Genomic DNA, 19497 nt, shown 5'->3' with positions numbered 1-19497 from the left:
GAACAGTCATCCTGCCGACGTATCATCGCCGGCAAGCGATTCATGACGTGCGCGCGGCGCGGGAATCAACGCCTCGTGTTCGCCGTCGCGAATCAGAATCAACGGGTAGCCGAACGCGCGGCTCGCGAGCGCAGGCGTCAGCACGTCGTGCACCGGTCCGGCGCACGCGCCACCCGCGCCATCAAGCAGCAGCGCATGCGTCGCAAAACGGCGCGCCAGATTCAGGTCGTGGCACGAGAACATTACGGTATGGCGCGGCTCGCGCGTCCACTCGGTGAGCGCCTCAAGGCAGTCAATCTGATGATGCAGATCGAGATGCGACAACGGTTCGTCAAGCAGCAGAAGCGGCGCCTCCTGGCACAGCACCGCCGCCAGCGCGACGCGTTGACGCTCACCGCCCGATAGCGACAGCACGTCGCGCGTCGCGAACGCGGCGAGGCCCAACCGGTCCAGCGCCGCATGCGCGGCGGCGCGATCGGCCGCGCGCTCCCAGCCCCAGCCGCTCAGATGCGGAAAGCGGTTCAGCATGACGATTTCGAGCACGCTTGCGCTGAACGCATCGGGTGCGCTTTGCGGCATCAACGCGCGGCGCTGCGCGAGCGGTAGCGGCCGCCAGTCGGTCACGCGTACGCCATCCAGCTCGACATGACCCGCCTCTGGCTGCAACAAGCCCGCGAGCGTGGACAGCAGCGTGGTCTTGCCCGCGCCGTTCGGGCCGGCGACGCACCAGATCTCGCCGGCGTGAAAGCTGTGCGTGAAGCCGTCGAGCAGCGTGCGCGTGCCCGCACGCAAGGTCAGACTTTGCGCGCTGAGAGCGGGAGCGGACGCGTTGTGGTGGGCTTGCATCATCGAGCTCGGCGCAACAGCATCCAGAGGAACACCGGCACGCCGACGAGCGACGTGATCACGCCGACCGGCAATTGCGCTGGCGCGATCACGATGCGTGCAATCAGGTCCGCACCCATCACCGCGACGCCGCCGCCGAGCGCGGCGGCCGGCAGCAGCATGCGCTGATCGTTGCCAAACGCGAGGCGCAACACATGTGGCACCACCAGGCCGACAAAGCCGATGGTGCCCGCCGTCGTGACCGCGGCGGCGGCCGCGAGCGACGCCACCAGATACACGCGCAAGCGCAGCGGCATCACGGCGACGCCCAATGCCTGCGCGGCCGCGTCGCCGCGCAGCAGCACGTTCAGGCGCGGCGCCACCGGCACGATCGCCACCAGCACGACCAGCAGCGCGGCGAGCGCCGTCCACGGCAGCGCGCCGCCGTTGAGATCGCCGGTCAGCCAGAACAGCATGCCGCGCAGACGGCTGTCGGGCGCGATGTTGAGCAGCAGCGTGATGAGCGCGCCCCAGCCCGCCGCGATCACCGCGCCGGTCAGCAGCAAACGCGGCGACGTGTCCTGCGGCTCGCCGCGCCACAACTCGCGGCGCGCGAGCCCGAGCACCAGCAGGATCGACACGAATGCGCCGGCGAACGCGCTGGCGTCGACGATCCACCACGCGCAGCCGCCGATCATCGCCACCAGCGCGAACGTCGCCGCGCCGCCCGACACGCCCAGCACATAGGGTTCGGCGAGCGGATTGCGCAACAGCACTTGCAGCAGCGCACCGGCCAACGCGAGCAATGCGCCGCACGCGAAGCCCGCCAATGCGCGCGGCAGCCGCAGCGTGCGGACGATCTCGCCTGCCACGTCAGCCGATCCGAGCGACGGCGCGGGCACGCCCGGCGCCGCATGCCACGCATGCGCCGGCAGCAGCGCGGCCAGCACGCGGCCGGGCGCAAGCGACACACTGCCGAGCGCGAGCGACGCCATCAGCACCGCCAGCGCAACGGCCGCGAGCACCAGCCAGATCGCGGCTGCGCGCTTCGCGTTCATGGTCCGCACGCGAGCGGCGGGCAGTGAAGCCGGATGACGGCTCATTCGCATGCTCCTCATTTGCACGCACTTAATGCAGCGTATCCGTCACTGCTGCTGCCAGCCGAGCGTGGCATACGCACCGCGTCCCGGCGAGTTATACGAGTAGGCCGTTTCATAGTCCTTGTTCAACAGGTTCTGGATTTGCGCCACCACGTACCATGCTTTCGTGACGTTATAGCGTGCCGACAGATTCACGACGCCGTAGCCGCCCAGCTTGCCGCTGCTATCGTCGCGCGGGCCGCCCACGATCCACTCGCCACCCACGCGCCAGCGGTCGATGCTGCGATTCACCGCGAGCGCACCGAAGCGCCGTGCGCGCCGCACGAGGTCGACATCGTTGTCGAGGTCGACGGGGTTTTGCAGCGTCACCGACGCGCGCACATCCGTCTTGCCGACATGCCCGCTCCACGATCCTTCCAGCCCCTGCACCTTCGCATGGCCGACGTTCTCGGCCAGATAGATGCCGGGTGTCACCTGCGCGTAGTCGATCAGATTCGAATAGCGGGTCTGGAATGCGCTCACGCGCATCACGCCAAGCGCCGTCGACGCGTACTGCAACGCGGCTTCGATCGAATGACTGCGCTCCGGCTGGATCGCAGGATTGCCGCTGATCGGATAGTACAGATCGTCGAAGCTCGGCGCGCGAAATGAACTCGAATAGCTTGCGGTTGCCTTCCAGTGCGTCGTGATGTCGAAACCGTAGCCGAGATAGTAACTGTTTGCTCCACCGAAGTCGGAATACTGGTCGCGCCGCACGTTGGCCTGAATCTGACTGCGTCCGAAGCGCGCCGTGTAACCGGCGAAGCCCGAATCCACATGACGGTCCGGCGCCGCGAACGTACCCGAGTCGAGGCGCTGATCGAGATGCTCGTAGCCGACCTGCAGCTTCTGCTGCGCGCCAAGCGCGAAATCGTTCTGCCATGTGTACTGGCGATTGTCGGTATCGAAGCGGTCGCCGTATACGCCGTTGGTCTTCGACACGCTGCGGTCGTCGCCCTCGGAGACGATCAGATGCGTAGTCCACCAGTCGGTCAGCTTGCCGTTCGCAAACGCCGACACCTGGCGCACCTTGCTATACAGGTTGTTCAGATCGGTCGGCACGCCATACGCGTTGTCATAGCTGTTGTTGCCGTTCGACTGGAAATAGCTGACGCCGGCGTCCCATCTCTCGTTGAACTGATGGCGCAGCGAAGCCGAGACGCTCTCGTTCAGATAGCCGTTCGCATTCGGATTGGCATTGGGCGCCTCTTTCGGATTGAGCGATGAAAAGCCGTCGTCCTTCGAGCGCGCGAGCGAAATGCTGAAGGTCGTGCGGCCGTCCTGATCCAGTGCGCCGTTCACGCCAGCCTGCTGCGTCTGCGTGTGATAACTGCCGTAGCCCACCGAAAAATTGAAACGCGGCGGATGATCACCGCCCTCCTTCCTGAATACCTGCACCACGCCGCCGATCGCGCCCGAGCCGTATAACGCCGATACATTGCCGTTCACCACTTCGACGTGATCGATCTGGTCGAGTGGAATCTGCGCGAGTTGCGGCGCACCCAGACTCACCGAATCGACCCGCACGCCGTCGATCAGCAACAGCGATTGCGTCGACGACGCGCCGCGCAGAAAGAGGCTCGCGGTCGAACCAGGGCCGCCTGTACGCGAGATTTGCGCACCCGGCGCGAGTTGCAGCAAGCCGGGCAAATCGGTCGCGGTGGTATCGGCGAGATCCTGCCGATCGAATAGAGAGGTCTGCGGGATCGTGTCCGCGAGCGCTTGCGGCCCGCGCCGCGCGGTCACGACAACCGGCGACAACACGATGGGCGATGCGTTCGTCGCGGTGGCATTCGCATCGTCGGCCGATGCAGCCGCTGATGAAGACGCCGCCGCAGAACCCTCAGCCTGAGCGTGCACGACGAGCGGCAGGCCCGCAAAAGCGAGCAGCGTCGCGCGGGCGATGGGGGACAGCATGGGATGACATTCCTGTGGATAGCGTGCACGGCCCGCTTCCCCGCAGGCCGATGCGTAACGAGGCGCCCCATGTTTAACGTTTATGCGGGGGACGTACCTCTCCCTCTGGCCGGTATCCGGGCTGGCGACACATCGATCCCGCCTTCCCACGCGTGACGCGCAGTGGCACACTCGCATGTTGAACTTCGGACATGCGTTTCAGGATCGACCTGCATGACGAATGCGGTCGCTTACCGTTGCGGGGGCAGCGCAGGTTCGCGCGTTCTGATGAACGGCGCGCCCTGCTTCCCGTTTAACTGTGCGCACTGTGAAAGAGCGCACGGGCACCAGAGTGCGGGCAGTTTAGGAGCGGGCTCGCAGTGCGTCAAGAAAGGCCGCTCCTCGCGCAAGCTGTTCTGCTGGATGCAGGTTATTGTCCGGCGAGTGAGTACTTTTTCATCATCTGGTCGAGAAAAGCCGGCACAAAGCGATGTTGTTACGTCTCGAAACGAGACAATTGTCGGAAACACCAATATTCCGCGCTAAAATGCGATGTCTTTAGAGGACGCAGCACATGCTCACCGAACTCGAAACACTCTCACAGAATATCGGCAAGCTGATTGCGATCAGCCAGCGCCACCATGAAGCGCGGCTCGCGCTCGAAGAGCAGCTTGCGCAAGCGCGTGCGGAAGCGGAAGCCACGCGCACGGAACTCGCGCTGCTGCGCGAGGAGCGCAATGCGCTGCAAGCGGAACGCGACGCACTGTCCGCCAAGATCGACGACGCCCAGGTGCGCCTGAATGCGATTCTCGAAAAACTGCCGCGAGCCCGCGCGAACAGCGAGCCGGATAACCAGCTCGATCTGCTCGAGCCCGCGTCGCACGACGAAGCGGAGCGCGACGTTAGCCGCCACGGAGAAAACGCATGACCACCAAGCAGATCGAAGTATCGATTCTCGACGTGCCCTATCGCCTCGCGTGCTCGCCGGAAACGGAAGGAGCGCTGCTCGAAGCGGTCGCACGCGTCGACGCCGAAATGTCGAAGATCCGCAATCACAGCAACGTGCGCGGCAACGATCGCATTGCCGTCATGGCTGCGCTGTCGCTGGCATCGGAACTGCTTAAGCTGCAAAGCAGTGTGCGGCACGGTGAAGCATTTCCCGCTGAAGAAATCCGGCGTACAATGCAGCAAATGAACGAACAACTGGGTACTGTGATTCAGCAGTACAGCATGCAGTAAGTCTCTGCTGGCCGGTCCCGAGATCGGCTGCGGATTCAAACGAAGCGAATTCAAAGCAAATGCGCGAGCAAGTCTGCGCAAACGTTTGAGTTCAATCGTTTAAGCTTTATCGGTTTAGCTTCCCTGCCTGGTTCGCCAAGGTCATATATTCCTTGAACCAATGCCATGTGCACGGTTGCGGAAATTTGTAGCACGGGTGTGCGCGTCACTCTGTCTGATGTACCCGAAGTGTTGCTAACTGCGACCAATTCTGAACCCCCGGTTCAGGATGCCGGCCTAGCGGCTAAGGCGGGGACCTTATCTAGAACGGCATCGGACTTCGGTTCGGTGCCGTTTTTCTTTGGGTCGCGATTTTTCTTTCGTACCGTCCAACCGCGTCTGTGTCGTCCAACCCCTAACGTTCTATCTGATTCATGCGCTACTGGCTAATGAAGTCTGAACCGGACGAAGCAAGCATCGACCATCTCGCCAACGCGCCGCGCCACACGCTGCCATGGACGGGCGTGCGCAACTATCAGGCGCGCAACTTCATGCGCGACGTGATGCAGATCGGCGACGGTGTGCTGTTCTACCATTCGAGCTGTCCGGAACCGGGCATCGCAGGGCTCGCCGAAGTATCGTCCACCGCTTACCCTGACCCGACCCAGTTCGACAAAAAAAGTCCGTACTACGACGCGAAGTCATCGCACGAGACACCGCGCTGGTTGCTCGTCGACGTGGTGTTCAAGAAGAAGATCCCACTCATTGCGCTCGCCACGTTGCGCGAGCATGAGGAATTGCAGAACATGCGTGTGCTCGCCAAGGGCAACCGCCTGTCGATCACACCCGTGACCGAGGCCGAATGGCGCTTCATCACGCAACGGCTCGTTTGACGTTTGAAGTTCGACGCTTGACCACGTTGAAGACGCGGCACGAGCGAGCCGACCCGAGCCGTTGCCGGTGAGTCGGATTGGGCGCGAGCATAACGCATGCCCATACGCAAGCAGCGTGCAGGCAACGCAAAATCAGGGAACCAGGCTCGCGTCAGCAGCGCCTAATAGGCGCACTGCGAAGCGCACTGCGAAGCGCACTGCGAGGCACACTGACGAACACGCGCGGACCGGCAAACGTCGTGCCACTGCACGACGATCGCGCCAATCGAGCACAACCCTGTTCAAGCAAGGAATCCAGCCATGATGAAAAAAAACGCACGGGCGCTCGCACTCGCTCTCGTATGCACCGCGCTCGCGCTGACTCCAATGATGGCCCGCGCGCAAGCCGTGATGCAGTCTCAACCGTCGGGCGTCCTGTCGCTGAACGCCCAGGCTAGCGCGGAAGTCCCGCAGGACGTCGTCGATATCACGCTGTTCTACGAGCAGGAAGCGAGCGATCCGTCGTCGCTCACGGCAACGCTGAACGAGCGCGCCGACGCGGCGATGCAGAAAGCCAGAGGCGTGAGCGGCGTGACCGCGCGCACGGGTTCATTCTCGATCGTTCCGTCCACCGATCGCGACGGGCGCATTTCTGCGTGGCGCGGCCGCACCGAAGTCGCGCTCGAATCGCACGACTTCGCCGCGGCGTCGAAGCTTGCCGCCCAGATGGCATCGATCATGCAGGTGGGCAACGTACAGTTCTCGCTATCGCCGCAGGCGCAGCGGGCTGCGGAGCAGAAGCTCACTGGAGAAGCGATCCGGTCGTTCCGCGATCAGGCTGCGTCGTCCGCGGAGGCCTTTGGCTTTAGCGGCTATTCGATTCGCGAGGTCAACGTCAATCACGGCGGTATCATGCCGCGTCCGGTGATGATGATGAGCGCCCGCGCCATGAGCGCCGACGCCAAGAGCATGCCGCCGATGCCGCTCGAGGGCGGCATGTCGACCGTGACGGTCAACGTGTCGGGCTCGGTGCAGATGAAGTGACGCAGCGGCGGCTGCTTGCCGCGCATCGCTGCAAAGCGAAAACGCCACGGCTTGCCGCTAGCCGTTCTGTTAAAGAGTTGCCAGGTTGAAGTAAGCGGGCCACACTCACGCCTCAGTCAATGACTGGGGCGTTTCTTTGTCCACGGAAAAATCTTCTTCAGGCGAAGTCCCTGCTGGCGGCACCAAGTTGCCGCGAGCACCGCCTGCCGTGGCGGGGATGCAGGTCAATCGTTGTCGGAAGCTGGTCTAAGCGCCCATAGACTGGCCGCAAAAACTAGCTCACTCGGGCAAATCCACGGACCACCCATGAGATAGCCCTGGCTGCAAAGAGTATCAAGAAAGCTGCAGCGATAGGAGACGAGGTTATTCTGGTCATGCTCGGCCGTGACGCGAAGGTCGACAACCGAAAGTTCAAGGACACGTTCAAAGGCAAGGGGAAGATGCTCAGTTCTGAAGAAGTGCTTGCGTGGACGAGCCACCCGCTGTCACAGGCTTGACGTCCTCCTTGTCCGTGCGACGGCTAAGCTGTACTTCGCACGAAGGCTAAGAGCAAACTGTAGTCATCTTTATCCGCCGCACGCAAGGCGGTTAAGTAATCCGACCGGGCGTTATCCGCTTTAACCAATGTCCCGCCTCCACCCCACGAAAACGGTTCCTGTTTCATGCTGCGCAAGAGCGCATCAGCCATCATTCGTGAGTGTCGGCCATTGCCGTTTGGAAAAGGATGAATCCACACCAGCTCGCGGTGAAATCGCGCGGCAATCTCATCGGGCGGGAATGTGCCGTTGTCGACCCACCACCGCGTGTTATCGAAAAGGTTTCTCAACTTGACGCTGACCTGCGTCCAGTCACATCCGATATTCTTGTCGGACTTGCGGAACGTGCCTGCCCACGACCAGGTCTGGTCGAACATTTTCTTGTGAAGGTTGCGACAGAACTCTTCACTGAGGACGTCGACCTTGCGTTGACGGCGAGCCCATTGCACGGCTTGCAGAATGTTTTCCTGCTCCCAATCATTCAGGTCGCCCTTGGTGGCCAGGTGCATCGGTATCAGCCCTGCAAGCTCCTCAGGGTCGAGCTGTGTCTGGCCGTCCTGTTCGGCTAAATCTATCGCCATAGGTCGGACCAGCGGCCCCGGAGTAGTTCCGCCGTTCTCTGCTCAACCTGTTTGCGAAGTCGGTCGGTTGCCGGACGTTGGTCTTCCAGACTCATGGTGTGCGCGACTCCACCCACTTCCTGCAGGGCGATTGAGCGCGCCCGGTCTTCGACCACTTGCGTCAGTGGCTTTCTGGGCACCAGAGCATAGACCAGCTCGCAGTCCAGCCCGTCAGCCAACTTGCGCAGTTGTCCGAGCGTGATTCGCTCCTCAGCTTCCGCCGACTCCGACTTGTGCAGGGTCGAACCGGTAATGCCTAACCGGTCGGCTTGCTGTCGCTCGGTGAGCCCTAACGACTCTCGGATGACCTTCAGCCATCCACGCGGCGGGGTCCGACGGTTCGTCAAATCCGAGTACGCTGCGACCGACGCCTGCACCTGCTCAAGCCGGAGCTGCCTCATTCTGGAATCCATTTTGCTGGCCTATAGGCTATCAAAAATTGAACAAATGATAGCCTATAGTGAAGTGACCGTAAAGTTTTTGCTTCACTAAAATGAAGCTGATAACTGTCTTTTGCGTCGGTATAGTGATACAGAATCGAAGAATTCGCTTCCTCACAAGCAAGCATAAAATATGAGGATGCTTCACTATATGGCATCAAATTTCATGAAATTGCTTCATTGCGCGGCAGCAAATGTATTTGATTTGCTGCACTGTGAGCCAGCAATCGCGAGGCAGGCTGCTTCGAACGTCGGCCCGCAAACGTCCATGATGAAAAAGGGCAGTCGCCTCAACCAGGGGTAACAGCCCGATAATGCCGCCGAAGAATAAAAAAGGCCTTGACAACTGTCGAGGCCTTGAGGCTCCCCGCCAAACGCTAGCAACTCTTTAACAGAGCGGCTAGCGGCATGCCGTGGCTTTTTTCATTGAACGCGCGTGACGATAAACCGTAGCGATCAGCTCGCGCTGGCCGCCTGCGCCGGTTCGCGCCGCGCACGTCGATACGCCCACACCAGCATGCCGATGCCCGCCAGGATCATCGGCAGCGACAGCCATTGGCCCATCGACAGATCCATCGCGAGCAGCCCGAGGAAGTCGTCCGGTTCACGCGCGAATTCGACTGTGAAGCGCGCGAGGCCGTAGCCGATCAGGAACATGGCGGAAATCGCGCCCATCGGCTTCGGTTTGCGCGAGAAGAAGAACAGCACGAAGAACAACGCGACGCCTTCGAGCGCGATCTCATACAGCTCCGACGGATGCCGCGGCAGCATGTGATATTGCGCGAACACGTCGTTCAGATGCCATTGCGCGGCCAGTTGGGGATGCGCGGCGAGCCAGGCGGCGTCTTCCTGGGCGGCGCCGGGAAACAGCATCGCCCACGGCGCGGACGGATCGGTCACGCGCCCCCACAGCTCGCCGTTGATGAAGTTGCCCAGGCGCCCCGCCGCGAGCCCCGTGGGCACCATCGGCGCGACGAAGTCGGTGACCTGCAGCCACGAGCGCTTGCGCTGATACGCGAACAACATCATCGCCAGCGTCACGCCGAGGAAGCCGCCGTGAAACGACATGCCGCCCTCCCACACCTTGAAGATGTCGAGCGGATGCGCGAAATAAAAGCTCGCCTTGTAGAACAGCACGTAGCCGAGCCGGCCGCCGAGGATCGTGCCGAGCACGCCGAAGAACAGCATGTCGTCGATATCCTTGGCGGTCCAGCCTTGCGCGGCGACGTACGGCAAGCGCAGCCGCAGCCGGCCGACGACGATCGCCGCGACGAACGCGACGAGGTACATCAGTCCATACCAGCGCACGGCGAGCGGCCCCAGATGAATGGCAACGGGGTCGAAATTCGGGTGAATGAGCATCGTGTTGTTATGGGCAGTTCAGGTTCAGAAGCGGGTTTTCCAATCAATCGATTTTGCGGCGGCGGCGAGCGGCTCGCACATCATCCAGCGCATGCATTGGACGGTGCGCTCGGCAATGCGTTCGCTGCGCCGCCGCTAAATGCGCGGCGCGGCGGATCACGCGTCGATGGCGGCATGGGCCCGCGCAATCTCGATGAACCCGGCCAGCACCGGGCTCACCTCGCCCGTGCGCCACACCAGCCCCGTCTCGATCGCGGGCACCGACTCGCACAGCGGCCGGTACACGACGCCCGTGCGGCGCAGATTACGCAACGATTGCGGCACCAGTGCGACGCCCATCCCGGCCGACACGAGGCTGACGATCGTCTGCATCTGGATCGCCTCCTGGCCGACCCGGGGCGCAACGCCCGCCACGCCGTAGCAATCCATAATGATGTCATAAAAGCCTGGCGCCAAACGTCTTGGGAAAATCACAAGCGGCGCGTCGGCCACATCGCGCAGACTGATCGGCGTATCCAGCCATTCGGCGTGCGGGTCGGCGCCGGCGGTGCTGCTCACACGCGCCGCGGTGTCGGTCGACATCGCAATGATCAGCGGCTCTCGCACGATCGGCAGCCACGACAGTCGCGCGGCGTGGCGCGACGGCAGCGGCGCGATCACGAGCCCGGCGTCGATGCGCCCGGCCAACAGTTCGTCCGCCTGGACGTCGCTGGTGGCCTCCGTCAATTCGAGCCGCACGCGCGGATGGCGCGTGCCGAAATCGCGCAGCAGGAGCGGCAGCAAGCCGTAGTCCGCGGTGGAAACGAAAGCCAGCGACAACACCCCCGCCTCACCTCGTGCGAGGCTCTGCGCGAGTGGCCGCAGTCCCTCGGCGTTCGCCAGCAGGCGCTGCACCTCGGGCAGCAGATCGGCGCCTACCGGTGTCAGCTCGACCGAACGTTTGGTGCGCGCGAACAGCTCGACGCCGAGCGTCTCTTCGAGCGCGCGGATTGCTTGCGACAACGGCGGCTGCGTCATCGACAGACGCGCGGCGGCCCGCCCGAAGTGCTTCTCTTCGGCGACGGCCACGAAATAGCGCAACTGGCGCAGGTCGGGAATAGCAGGCAGCATGATTAATACATTTTACGACCTAATCGTGGCTCAATAATATATTGGACACGTGTATCGCAAAACCGCATCCTTGGCGCGATGCGTCGGACCTACACTGAACTGACGCGCCGGCCCATCCCCGCCGGCCACACCCATTGGCGCCCCCGGCGCCCCCGGCGCAGCCGCTGCGGCGTCGCCAGCGCGGCTAGCGCCGGCCACGACGCTGGCCATTACGCAGCAAGTGCAAAACAACACAGATCATCGGAGGTCTCCATGGCATACAACCGTCGTTCGAAGAACATCACGCAAGGCGTGGCGCGTTCGCCGAATCGCTCGATGTACTACGCGCTCGGCTATCAGAAAGAGGATTTCGACAAGCCGATGATCGGCATCGCCAACGGGCACTCGACCATCACACCGTGCAACGCCGGCCTGCAGCGTCTGGCCGACGCGGCCGTGGTCGCGATCAGGCGCGCCGACGCGAACCCGCAGATCTTCGGCACGCCGACGATCTCGGACGGCATGTCGATGGGCACCGAGGGCATGAAGTACTCGCTCGTGTCGCGCGAAGTGATCGCCGACTGCATCGAGACCTGCGTGCAAGGCCAGTGGATGGACGGCGTGGTCGTGATCGGCGGCTGCGACAAGAACATGCCGGGCGGCATGATCGGCCTCGCGCGGATGAACGTGCCGAGCATCTACGTGTACGGCGGCACGATCCGTCCGGGCAACTGGAAGGGCACGGACTTGACCATCGTGTCGTCGTTCGAAGCGGTCGGCGAATTCACGGCGGGCCGCATGTCGCAGGAAGACTTCGAAGGGATCGAAAGGAACGCGTGCCCGTCCACGGGTTCGTGCGGCGGCATGTACACCGCCAACACGATGAGCTCGTCGTTCGAGGCGCTCGGCATGTCGCTGCTGTATTCGTCGACGATGGCCAATCCGGATCAGGAAAAGGTCGACTCGGCCGCCGAATCGGCGCGCGTGCTGGTCGAAGCGGTCAAGAAGGACCTGAAGCCGCGCGACATCATCACGAAGAAGTCGATCGAAAACGCCGTGGCGCTGATCATGGCGACTGGCGGCTCGACCAACGCCGTGCTGCACTATCTGGCGATCGCGCACGCGGCCGAAGTAGCGTGGAGGATCGAAGACTTCGAGCGCATGCGCAAGAAAGTGCCGGTGATCTGCAACCTGAAGCCGTCGGGCCAGTACGTGGCCACCGATCTGCACAAGGCGGGCGGCATTCCGCAGGTCATGAAGATCCTGCTCGACGCGGGCCTCTTGCACGGCGATTGCATGACCATCACCGGCAAGACGCTCGCCGAAGAGCTGAAGGACGTGCCGGGCAAGCCGCGCGCCGATCAGCAGGTGATTTTCCCGCTGGCCAAAGCGCTGTACAGCGAAGGCCATCTGGCGATCCTGAAGGGCAACCTGGCCGAAGACGGCGCGGTCGCCAAGATCACCGGCCTGAAGAACCCGGTCATCACCGGCCCGGCCCGTGTGTTCGACGACGAGCAAAGCGCGCTGGAAGCGATTCTGGCCGACAGGATCGTCGCCGGCGACGTGGTGGTGCTGCGTTACCTCGGGCCGAAAGGCGGCCCCGGCATGCCGGAAATGCTCGCGCCGACGTCGGCGATCATCGGCAAGGGGCTCGGCGAGTCGGTCGGCCTGATCACCGACGGCCGCTTCTCAGGCGGCACGTGGGGCATGGTGGTCGGTCACGTCGCGCCGGAAGCGTTCGTGGGCGGCACGATCGCGTTCGTGCAGGAAGGCGACTCGATCACGATCGACGCGCACCGGCTGCTGCTGCAACTGAACATCGACGACGCCGAACTGCAGCGCCGCCGTGCCGCATGGCAGCAGCCGAAGCCGCGTTACACGCGTGGCGTGCTGGCCAAGTACTCCGCGCTGGCGCTGCCGGCCAACAAGGGCGCGGTGACCGGCTGAGCGCGCAGCACACGTGCCGCCGACGCGCCCCGGTTGCCGGGACGTGTTCAGCCCGCAGTGAACGGCAGCGTGCGCAGGCAGTGGCCTGCCCACGCTACGTGAAAGCGATAAGGGGCGCACGGGAAACCGTGCGCCCCTTTCCTTTTATAATGCCCGGACCACGAGTCGGGCACCTGCACCGACGGAGACCACAATGAAATCCATGTCGTATGGAGCGGTTGCAGCAGCCGTGACGCTAAGCGCCATGCTGGGCGCCGGCAGTCAGGCGGCGCACGCGGAGGCCGCCGGCCTCGCATTGGCCCAGCAACAGAACTGCATGAGTTGCCATTCGGTCACGCGCCCGTTCATGGGCCCGGCGCTGCGCGAGGTCGCGGTGAAATATGCGGGACGCGAAGACGCCGCCAACTACCTGAAGCACAAGATTCTGGATGGCAGCACGGGGGTGTGGGGTCGGGTGCCGATGCCCGCGAATACGCAGCTCACGCCCGATCAGGCCGCCACGCTGGCGGCCTGGGTGCTGACGCTCAAATGAAACGGGCGCCGCGAGAGGCGCCCGGTCATGCGTGCGTTCAGACGCCGCTTCACGACACCATCAGCCACGGCCCGAGCGCCGGGCGATCTCTTCTTCAACCGCTTCGCGTACCCAGCCGGTCATTTCGGCTTCCAGCGTCATTGCCACTTCGCGTGTGATCTGGCTGACCAGCGAGCTGGCGTGCTCCTGCAACGCGTCGCGGCAGCGCGCCTCGACGACGCCGCGCCCCTCGCCTGACAGAAAACCAGCGAAGCGGCCGTGCAGACGTTCGGCGATCGCGTCCGCGTCGAGATCCGGCTGCGACGGCGCGCCGGTTTCCTGAGCGATATCCGGCGGCACGATCGTGCCGGCTTCGAGCGGCGCGACCGGCTCGGCGCGGTCGAAGAAACCTGCCGACGCCGCAAGCGCATCATCGTGCGCATGCCGTGCCGCAGCGCCGTGGTGCAGTCGCGAGCGCCGCTTCGGATGAGCATGTTCGGTCGCGTGTAGCGACTCGGACGCGAGCGTGGCTTCCGCCGCATCAGCGGCTTGCGGCGCGAACGCAGGCTCCGGCGCAAGCGCAGGCTGCGGCGAGCGCGTCTGCTCCGGCGTCAGTACCGGCTGTGATGCAAGCACAGGTTCCGGCGACAACGTGGGTTCGTCCGGATGTGTCGATTGCGGCGCCAGCGTGGGCTCGCGCCTGAAACCCGGTTCCTGCGGCGTGCCGGCTTCGGGCGCGGGCCCGGTCGCTGGCGCGTCGCCCTCTGCCTGACGCGCCTGGGCGTCATGGCCCGGTACGAGAATCTCGTGCAGAACCGGGATCGAATTGTCGTTGGGATCGGACACGTGCACTCTCCGTGTGTGAGTCGAAGGCGAAGTTTGAGTCGAAGTCGAAGTCGAAGTCGAAGTCGAAGCCGAAGCCGAAGCCGAAGCCGAAGCAGGCCGCATGCCCGACCCACCGTTCATGCAGCACGGACCCAGCGAATGGACCGCAACGTGGGCGGGACGAAACCTAGTCGCCTTGCTTGTAGTTGTTCAAAGCATAGCCGCGATCGCGATAGAAGCGATAGCGTTCGCGGCCCGCAGCTAGCTCGTCGTGTGCGTTACCGACCACTTCCAGCAATCTTTCGAAGCGCGCGAATTGCGCCGGCACCGTTGCGCCCAGATTGAGCAGCACCTGATGATGCGGTACGTCATCGAGATTCGTGGCCAGCACGATCGGGGTTTGCGCGGCGAGCGGCGTGCCCGCCATGCAATGCGGTATGAAGTCGAGCGGCGAGAACGTCCACAGCTGCTCGTCGAAGGCCCGCAGGCGCGCGGGCTCGGCCAGCACGATGGTCGGCTGGCCCGCAAGATACGCCTTGCGAACGAGGCGACATGCATACGACAGCGAGTCGCCGACGTTCGAGTGAAAATCGATTCTCGTCATCAGCGACTCCGCGCGATTTTCGCCGCGACGCCCGCAGGCTGACTGCAATACGTCATTGTGTGGCGCGGTCGATCAGGAATTGCGCGAGCAACGGCACCGGCCGGCCGGTGGCGCCCTTCGCCGCGCCGCTCTTCCACGCGGTGCCGGCGATGTCCAGGTGCGCCCATGGATACGCGTCGGCAAAGCGCGACAGGAAGCACGCCGCCGTCACGCTGCCCGCCGGACGGCCGCCGATGTTCGCGAGATCAGCGAAGTTCGACTTCAGCTGTTCCTGATACTCGTCGTCGAGCGGCAGGCGCCACGCCGGGTCGGACGCTTCACGCGATGCGTCGAGCAGCTCGCCCGCCAGCGCGTCGTCTTTCGAGAACAGACCGCTGTTGTGATGGCCGAGCGCGATGATGCACGCGCCCGTCAGCGTGGCGACGTCGATCACCGCGGCCGGCTTGAAGCGCTCGGCGTAGGTCAGCGCATCGCACAGGATCAGCCGGCCTTCGGCATCCGTATTCAGCACTTCGATCGTCAGACCCTTCATGCTGGTGACGATGTCGCCCGGCTTGGTGGCAGTCGCCGATGGCACGTTTTCGACCGCCGGAATGATGCCGACCACGTTGATCTTCAGGCCCATTTCCGCGACCGCGCGCAACGTGCCCAGCACCGAACCGGCGCCGCACATGTCGTACTTCATCTCGTCCATGCCCTCGCCCGGCTTCAGCGAGATGCCACCCGTGTCGAACGTGACGCCCTTGCCGACCAGCACCACCGGCGCGGCCTTCGCGGCGCCGCCCTGGTATTGCAGCACGATGAACTGCGCCGGTTCGACCGAGCCCGCCGTGACCGACAGGAACGAGCCCATCTTGAGCGCCTCGCACTGTTTCTCGCCCAGCACTTCGATCTTCAGTTTCCAGTCTTTGGCGAGCTTCTTCGCGATGGTCGCGAGGTAGCTCGGCGTGCAGACGTTGCTCGGCAGGTTGCCGAGGTCGCGCGTGAGGTCCATGCCGTTGGCGAGCGCGGCGCCCTGCTTGGCGGCCAGTCTCGCGGCCTTCTCGTCGCCGCTGTTGACGCTGAAGACGATGCGCTTCAATGCGCGCGCCGCGTTGTCCGGCTTGCTCTTCATCTGCGTGAACTTGTAGGTCACCTCGCGCAGCGCCACGATCGCGGCGCGCACGGCCCAATCGGCCGAGCGCTCGAGCACCGGCAGTTGGGCCAGCGTGAACGTGACCTGGACGATTTTGGTGCCGAGCAGCGCGCGCCAGGCGGCCCGCACGGCGTCGCCGTAGGCTTTCTGGCTGAAGGCGTCCTGCTTGCCGAGACCGACCAGCAGCACGCGCGACGCGCCGATGCCCTGCACTTCGTGCAGAAACAGCGTGGTGCCGGCCTTGCCGTCCATGTCGCCAGCCTTGATGATGCGCGTCAGCAGCCCCTTGGTGGCCGCGTCGATCTCAAGCGCGGCGCCCGAGAGCGTTTGCGACTCGAACACACCGATCGCGATGCAATCGGATTTCCCGGTCAGGAAACCGTTTGTCGAGCCTTTGGTCCAATCACAGGCTTTTATGCTAAAGTCCATCGCGCTTGTCCTCGGATAAAGTCTGGGCTTAGGATGAAAGCCGCAATTATCCGCTATTTTTCCCGCGGCGGCTGCACCGGGGGCGTGACGGGAAGCAACCCGCACGTCGCCGAGAGCGCCCCCTCTCATCATCAACAATGATCTTCGAACGCTCCCTCCAGCGCGAACTCGCGTATACGGCTGGTGCCGTGTTCATGGTTCTGCTCACGCTCGTGCTGACGACGATGATGATCCGCATCGTCGGCTTCGCGGCCTCGGGTGAGATCGACCCGCGCGACGTGCTGGTCCTGATCGGCCTGACCGTGATCGGCTATCTGGCGATCATGCTCGTCGCGACCCTGTTCGTGTCGATCCTGTTCGTCCTGACGCGGTGGTACAAAGACTCCGAGATGGTCGTATGGCTGTCCTCGGGTGTCAGCTTGACGCGCTTCATCAAGCCGATCGGTATTTTCGCCACGCCGATCATCATCCTCATCATGTTTTTCGTGTTCGTCGGCTGGCCGTGGTCGAACCAGCAGAGCAAGCTGATCCGTGCGCGTTTCCAGCAGCGCGACGAAGTCTCGTTGCTCGCGCCGGGCCAGTTCCGCGAGTCGCCCGCCACTCACCGGGTGTTCTTCATCGAGAAGATGTCGCCCGACCAGGGGCAGGTCGAAAACGTGTTCGTGACCAGCACAGAGGGCGGCAAGGTCAACGTGGTGGTGTCGAAATTCGGCCATATCGAGACGCACAAGAACGGCGACCGCTTCGTCGTGCTGGAGAACGGCCGCCGCTATGACGGCGAGCCGGGGCACCCCGACTTTCGCATCATGGAATTCGAGCGCTATGGCGTGAAGATCCAAAGCCAGCCGGTCGTCAATACGCCGACCACCACCGGCACCCCGACGCTCACGCTGCTGCGCAACCCGAGCAACGAAAACCTTGCCGAATTCGCGTGGCGCGCGGGGCTGCCGCTGATCGCGATCAACCTGATGCTGCTGGCCATTCCGCTCGCGCATCAGAACCCGCGGCGCAGCCGCACCATCAATCTGGTGATGGCCGTGCTGATCTATCTGACGTACTCGAATCTGCTGAACGTCGTGCAGTCGTGGATCGAGCAGGGCAAGATGTCATTCGGGCTGGGTCTGGTGATCCTGCACGTCATCGTGGCGGCGATCGTCGCGTTCATTTTCTGGCTGCGCGTGCGCAACCGGCCGCTATTCACGCGGGCCAATTTCAGCCGTTCGCAGGGAGCCTGACCGATGCGCATCTATGAACGGTATTTCGCGCGTCAGATCTATCTCACGTTCGTCTTTATTCTGTTTGCGTTTTCGGGTCTGTTCTTCTTCTTCGACCTGATCAACGAACTGAATTCGGTCGGCCACGGCAACTATAAATTCCAGTACGCGGTGCTGCGCGTCGCGTTGCAAACGCCTTCGCGTTTTTACGAAATCATTCCGGTCGCCGCGTTGATCAGCGCGATCTATGTGTTCGCGCAGATGGCGGCGAACTCCGAGTACACGATCTTCCGCGTGTCCGGTCTCGCCACCAATCGGTCGTTGCGCTCGCTGCTGAAGATCGGCATTCCGCTCGTGTTCCTGACCTATCTGATTGGCGAAGTGGTCGGCCCGTACACGGACCAGTTGTCGGAGCGCGTGCGGCTCGAAGCGCTGGGGTCGTCGGTATCGAGCAACTTCCAGTCGGGCGTGTGGGTGAAGGACACGCTCACCGAGCGCGCGGACGGCGAGCAGGTGACACGTTTCGTGAATGTCGGCGAACTGAAGCCCGACGCGACGATAAGCAACGTGCGGATTTACGAGTTCGATTCGAAGTTCCGTCTGTCGAACGTGCGGACCGCACAGAGCGGCCGCTTTCAGCCGCCGGGGCATTGGCAACTGACCGGCGTGACCGACACGCAACTGATCGACGTCGCCCCTCCTTCGGGCACGCCGGCCGACGCGTTGAACCCGGTGTATCGCGCGAAGCAGGTGTCGTTGCCGGAGTATTTGCTGCGCTCGGAGCTGACGCCGCAGATTCTCTCGGTGCTGCTGGTGTCGCCGGACCGGATGTCGATGTTCAATCTGTTCCGCTATATCCAGCATTTGACCGAGAATCATCAGGACACGCAGCGCTATGAAATTGCGCTGTGGCGCAAGTTGCTGTATCCGTTCGCCGTGTTCGTGATGCTGGTGCTGTCACTGCCGTTCGCGTATCTGCATACGCGGGCTGGGGTGGTCGGCATGAAGGTGTTTGGCGGGATCATGCTGGGCATGAGCTTCCAGCTGTTCAATACATTGTTCTCGCATATCGGCACGTTGAATACGTGGCCCGCGCCGTTGACCGCGGCGACGCCGGGGCTGGTGTACCTGGCGCTCGGGTTGATCGGGCTGAGATGGGTCGACCGCCATTAGGAACTGATGTCGTGGCTACGCACGGGCTGGTTCTGTTTGGGCATGGCGCGCGGGATGGGCGCTGGCGCGAGCCGTTCGAGCGGCTCGCGGAGAAGCTCAGGGCGGCTCGCGTGGCGAGCGGCGATGCGCCGGCTGTGGTGTTGGCTTTTCTTGAGTTGATGGAGCCGGATTTGCCTACGGCGGTGGAGCGGCTGGTTGCAGACGGCTGTGATGTGGTCACCGTTGTGCCCGTGTTTTTCGGGCAAGGTGGGCATGTCAGGAAGGATTTGCCTGAATTGATTGACCGCTGTCGCGCGTTGCATCCGACTGTCGAGATCAAGTGCGCGGTAGCGGTTGGAGAGGATGAAGCGGTGCTGGATGCAGTTGCGGAGTATTGTTTGCGGCAGGGTTAAGAGTTGGTTTTGTTTTTTGCAGCGCTCTGTGGCTTTCTGGTTGTGTGCCTTGGGTGTTGGCCTTTCCTTGATTTGCTTGTGGTGTTGGTCTTTCTTTGAGTTGTTTTGTGGTGTTGGCCTTTCCTTGATTTGCTTGTGGTGTTGGTCTTTCTTTGAGTTGTTTTGTGGTGTTGGCCTTTCCTTGATTTGCTTGTGGTCTATTAGCGTTGCCCCTGTGCGGGGCGGG

Annotated in this window: 20 protein-coding genes, 1 other RNA gene and 1 riboswitch; of the genes, 11 read left to right on the top strand and 10 right to left on the bottom strand. The window is 63.1% G+C overall.

The genetic code is table 11. The features are described 5' to 3' along the window. Positions 1-6: 6 nt before the first annotated feature. From BN2475_RS31210 to BN2475_RS31200, 3 genes are read right to left on the bottom strand one after another with little or no spacing between them, the layout of a single operon-like run. Positions 7-849, bottom strand: coding sequence for an ABC transporter ATP-binding protein (locus tag BN2475_RS31210; RefSeq protein ID WP_094783235.1), 843 nt, complete (start codon positions 847-849; stop codon positions 7-9). Continuing rightward, positions 846-1928: a FecCD family ABC transporter permease gene (locus tag BN2475_RS31205; protein ID WP_094783234.1), complete on the bottom strand. Its 1083-nt coding sequence runs from the start codon at positions 1926-1928 to the stop codon at positions 846-848. Before BN2475_RS31205 ends, BN2475_RS31210 begins: the two co-directional genes overlap by 4 nt. Before the next feature lie 42 nt (positions 1929-1970). After that, positions 1971-3881: a TonB-dependent receptor domain-containing protein gene (locus tag BN2475_RS31200; protein WP_094783233.1), complete on the bottom strand. Its 1911-nt coding sequence runs from the start codon at positions 3879-3881 to the stop codon at positions 1971-1973. Positions 3882-3971: 90 nt separating this feature from the next. Continuing rightward, a riboswitch (cobalamin riboswitch) is annotated at positions 3972-4227 on the bottom strand. A gap of 207 nt (positions 4228-4434) precedes the next feature. On the opposite strand from BN2475_RS31200, the gene BN2475_RS31195 reads away from it, so the two are divergent. The 5 genes from BN2475_RS31195 (at position 4435) to BN2475_RS31175 (ending at position 6994) form a co-directional block, all read left to right on the top strand. After that, on the top strand, positions 4435-4788 hold the full coding sequence (locus BN2475_RS31195) for an ATPase (protein ID WP_094783232.1): 354 nt from the start codon (positions 4435-4437) through the stop codon (positions 4786-4788). Next, positions 4785-5099: a cell division protein ZapA gene (locus BN2475_RS31190; protein ID WP_094783231.1), complete on the top strand. Its 315-nt coding sequence runs from the start codon at positions 4785-4787 to the stop codon at positions 5097-5099. The genes BN2475_RS31195 and BN2475_RS31190 overlap by 4 nt, the downstream gene beginning before the upstream one ends. Before the next feature lie 117 nt (positions 5100-5216). Next, a non-coding RNA gene (ssrS, locus tag BN2475_RS31185) (6S RNA) lies at positions 5217-5398 on the top strand. A 114-nt stretch (positions 5399-5512) separates the two neighbouring features. Beyond that, positions 5513-5971 (top strand): EVE domain-containing protein, encoded by a 459-nt coding sequence (locus BN2475_RS31180; RefSeq protein WP_094783230.1) that lies wholly within the window; start codon positions 5513-5515, stop codon positions 5969-5971. Between the two features lie 300 nt (positions 5972-6271). Continuing rightward, complete coding sequence (locus BN2475_RS31175; protein ID WP_094783229.1) at positions 6272-6994, top strand: SIMPL domain-containing protein; 723 nt, start codon at positions 6272-6274, stop codon at positions 6992-6994. Between the two features lie 520 nt (positions 6995-7514). Here the strand turns inward: BN2475_RS31175 and BN2475_RS31170 are convergent. The 3 genes from BN2475_RS31170 to lgt form a co-directional block, all read right to left on the bottom strand. After that, positions 7515-8111: a mobile mystery protein B gene (locus BN2475_RS31170; RefSeq protein WP_094783228.1), complete on the bottom strand. Its 597-nt coding sequence runs from the start codon at positions 8109-8111 to the stop codon at positions 7515-7517. Beyond that, positions 8102-8551: a mobile mystery protein A gene (locus BN2475_RS31165; protein ID WP_245841703.1), complete on the bottom strand. Its 450-nt coding sequence runs from the start codon at positions 8549-8551 to the stop codon at positions 8102-8104. Before BN2475_RS31165 ends, BN2475_RS31170 begins: the two co-directional genes overlap by 10 nt. A 495-nt stretch (positions 8552-9046) precedes the next feature. Next, on the bottom strand, positions 9047-9952 hold the full coding sequence (gene lgt / locus BN2475_RS31160) for a prolipoprotein diacylglyceryl transferase (RefSeq protein ID WP_094783226.1): 906 nt from the start codon (positions 9950-9952) through the stop codon (positions 9047-9049). Here lgt and BN2475_RS34455 point away from each other — a divergent pair. Then, the gene (locus BN2475_RS34455) at positions 9945-10091 is read left to right on the top strand and encodes a hypothetical protein (RefSeq protein ID WP_159444637.1); all 147 of its coding nucleotides are present in this window, start codon (positions 9945-9947) and stop codon (positions 10089-10091) included. The genes lgt and BN2475_RS34455 overlap by 8 nt on opposite strands. 17 nt (positions 10092-10108) lie before the next feature. Here BN2475_RS34455 and BN2475_RS31155 read toward each other — a convergent pair whose 3' ends face one another. Next, positions 10109-11062: a LysR family transcriptional regulator gene (locus tag BN2475_RS31155; protein ID WP_094783225.1), complete on the bottom strand. Its 954-nt coding sequence runs from the start codon at positions 11060-11062 to the stop codon at positions 10109-10111. A 252-nt stretch (positions 11063-11314) separates the two neighbouring features. Between BN2475_RS31155 and ilvD the strand changes: the two genes are divergently transcribed. Both ilvD and BN2475_RS31145 read left to right on the top strand, forming a co-directional pair. Then, positions 11315-12988, top strand: coding sequence for a dihydroxy-acid dehydratase (ilvD, locus tag BN2475_RS31150; protein ID WP_094783224.1), 1674 nt, complete (start codon positions 11315-11317; stop codon positions 12986-12988). A 193-nt stretch (positions 12989-13181) separates the two neighbouring features. Continuing rightward, entirely contained in the window at positions 13182-13520 is a 339-nt protein-coding gene (locus tag BN2475_RS31145) for a c-type cytochrome (protein WP_094783223.1), read from the top strand. A gap of 60 nt (positions 13521-13580) precedes the next feature. On the opposite strand, the gene BN2475_RS31140 is transcribed toward BN2475_RS31145, so the two are convergent. From BN2475_RS31140 to BN2475_RS31125, 3 genes are all read right to left on the bottom strand, one after another. Further along, positions 13581-14345, bottom strand: coding sequence for a DUF2486 family protein (locus BN2475_RS31140; protein WP_094783222.1), 765 nt, complete (start codon positions 14343-14345; stop codon positions 13581-13583). Between the two features lie 166 nt (positions 14346-14511). After that, on the bottom strand, positions 14512-14928 hold the full coding sequence (locus tag BN2475_RS31130; RefSeq protein ID WP_094783250.1) for a DNA polymerase III subunit chi: 417 nt from the start codon (positions 14926-14928) through the stop codon (positions 14512-14514). A gap of 52 nt (positions 14929-14980) precedes the next feature. Next, entirely contained in the window at positions 14981-16492 is a 1512-nt protein-coding gene (locus BN2475_RS31125; RefSeq protein WP_094783220.1) for a leucyl aminopeptidase, read from the bottom strand. Positions 16493-16629: 137 nt separating this feature from the next. Here BN2475_RS31125 and lptF point away from each other — a divergent pair, with 137 nt between their 5' ends. From lptF to BN2475_RS31110, 3 genes are read left to right on the top strand one after another with little or no spacing between them, the layout of a single operon-like run. Beyond that, positions 16630-17727 (top strand): LPS export ABC transporter permease LptF, encoded by a 1098-nt coding sequence (lptF, locus tag BN2475_RS31120; RefSeq protein ID WP_094783219.1) that lies wholly within the window; start codon positions 16630-16632, stop codon positions 17725-17727. Positions 17728-17730: 3 nt separating this feature from the next. Then, complete coding sequence (gene lptG, locus BN2475_RS31115) at positions 17731-18879, top strand: LPS export ABC transporter permease LptG (protein WP_094783218.1); 1149 nt, start codon at positions 17731-17733, stop codon at positions 18877-18879. Positions 18880-18890: 11 nt separating this feature from the next. Next, a complete protein-coding gene (locus tag BN2475_RS31110; protein WP_094783217.1) occupies positions 18891-19271 on the top strand; it encodes a sirohydrochlorin chelatase in 381 nt (126 codons plus the stop codon). Positions 19272-19497: the final 226 nt, after the last annotated feature.

Origin of the sequence: Paraburkholderia ribeironis (genome assembly GCF_900019265.1) — a bacterium.
Lineage (GTDB): Bacteria > Pseudomonadota > Gammaproteobacteria > Burkholderiales > Burkholderiaceae > Paraburkholderia > Paraburkholderia ribeironis.
The sequence above is the reverse complement of the archived record's forward strand: the minus strand, read 5'-3'. Positions and strand labels throughout refer to the sequence as shown.

Excerpts from the sequence above, each read along its gene's own strand:
- BN2475_RS31155 (WP_094783225.1), bottom strand. The coding sequence starts at position 11,062 with ATGCTGCCTGCTATTCCCGACCTGCGCCAGTTGCGCTATTTCGTGGCC.
- BN2475_RS31180 (WP_094783230.1), top strand. The coding sequence starts at position 5,513 with ATGCGCTACTGGCTAATGAAGTCTGAACCGGACGAAGCAAGCATCGAC.
- ilvD (WP_094783224.1), top strand. The coding sequence starts at position 11,315 with ATGGCATACAACCGTCGTTCGAAGAACATCACGCAAGGCGTGGCGCGT.
- BN2475_RS31170 (WP_094783228.1), bottom strand. The coding sequence starts at position 8,111 with ATGGCGATAGATTTAGCCGAACAGGACGGCCAGACACAGCTCGACCCT.
- BN2475_RS31205 (WP_094783234.1), bottom strand. The coding sequence starts at position 1,928 with ATGAGCCGTCATCCGGCTTCACTGCCCGCCGCTCGCGTGCGGACCATG.
- BN2475_RS31190 (WP_094783231.1), top strand. The coding sequence starts at position 4,785 with ATGACCACCAAGCAGATCGAAGTATCGATTCTCGACGTGCCCTATCGC.
- lptF (WP_094783219.1), top strand. The coding sequence starts at position 16,630 with ATGATCTTCGAACGCTCCCTCCAGCGCGAACTCGCGTATACGGCTGGT.
- lptG (WP_094783218.1), top strand. The coding sequence starts at position 17,731 with ATGCGCATCTATGAACGGTATTTCGCGCGTCAGATCTATCTCACGTTC.
- BN2475_RS31175 (WP_094783229.1), top strand. The coding sequence starts at position 6,272 with ATGATGAAAAAAAACGCACGGGCGCTCGCACTCGCTCTCGTATGCACC.
- BN2475_RS31145 (WP_094783223.1), top strand. The coding sequence starts at position 13,182 with ATGAAATCCATGTCGTATGGAGCGGTTGCAGCAGCCGTGACGCTAAGC.
- BN2475_RS31165 (WP_245841703.1), bottom strand. The coding sequence starts at position 8,551 with ATGAGGCAGCTCCGGCTTGAGCAGGTGCAGGCGTCGGTCGCAGCGTAC.
- BN2475_RS31195 (WP_094783232.1), top strand. The coding sequence starts at position 4,435 with ATGCTCACCGAACTCGAAACACTCTCACAGAATATCGGCAAGCTGATT.
- BN2475_RS31130 (WP_094783250.1), bottom strand. The coding sequence starts at position 14,928 with ATGACGAGAATCGATTTTCACTCGAACGTCGGCGACTCGCTGTCGTAT.
- lgt (WP_094783226.1), bottom strand. The coding sequence starts at position 9,952 with ATGCTCATTCACCCGAATTTCGACCCCGTTGCCATTCATCTGGGGCCG.
- BN2475_RS31200 (WP_094783233.1), bottom strand. The coding sequence starts at position 3,881 with ATGCTGTCCCCCATCGCCCGCGCGACGCTGCTCGCTTTTGCGGGCCTG.
- BN2475_RS31210 (WP_094783235.1), bottom strand. The coding sequence starts at position 849 with ATGATGCAAGCCCACCACAACGCGTCCGCTCCCGCTCTCAGCGCGCAA.
- BN2475_RS31125 (WP_094783220.1), bottom strand. The coding sequence starts at position 16,492 with ATGGACTTTAGCATAAAAGCCTGTGATTGGACCAAAGGCTCGACAAAC.
- BN2475_RS34455 (WP_159444637.1), top strand. The coding sequence starts at position 9,945 with ATGAGCATCGTGTTGTTATGGGCAGTTCAGGTTCAGAAGCGGGTTTTC.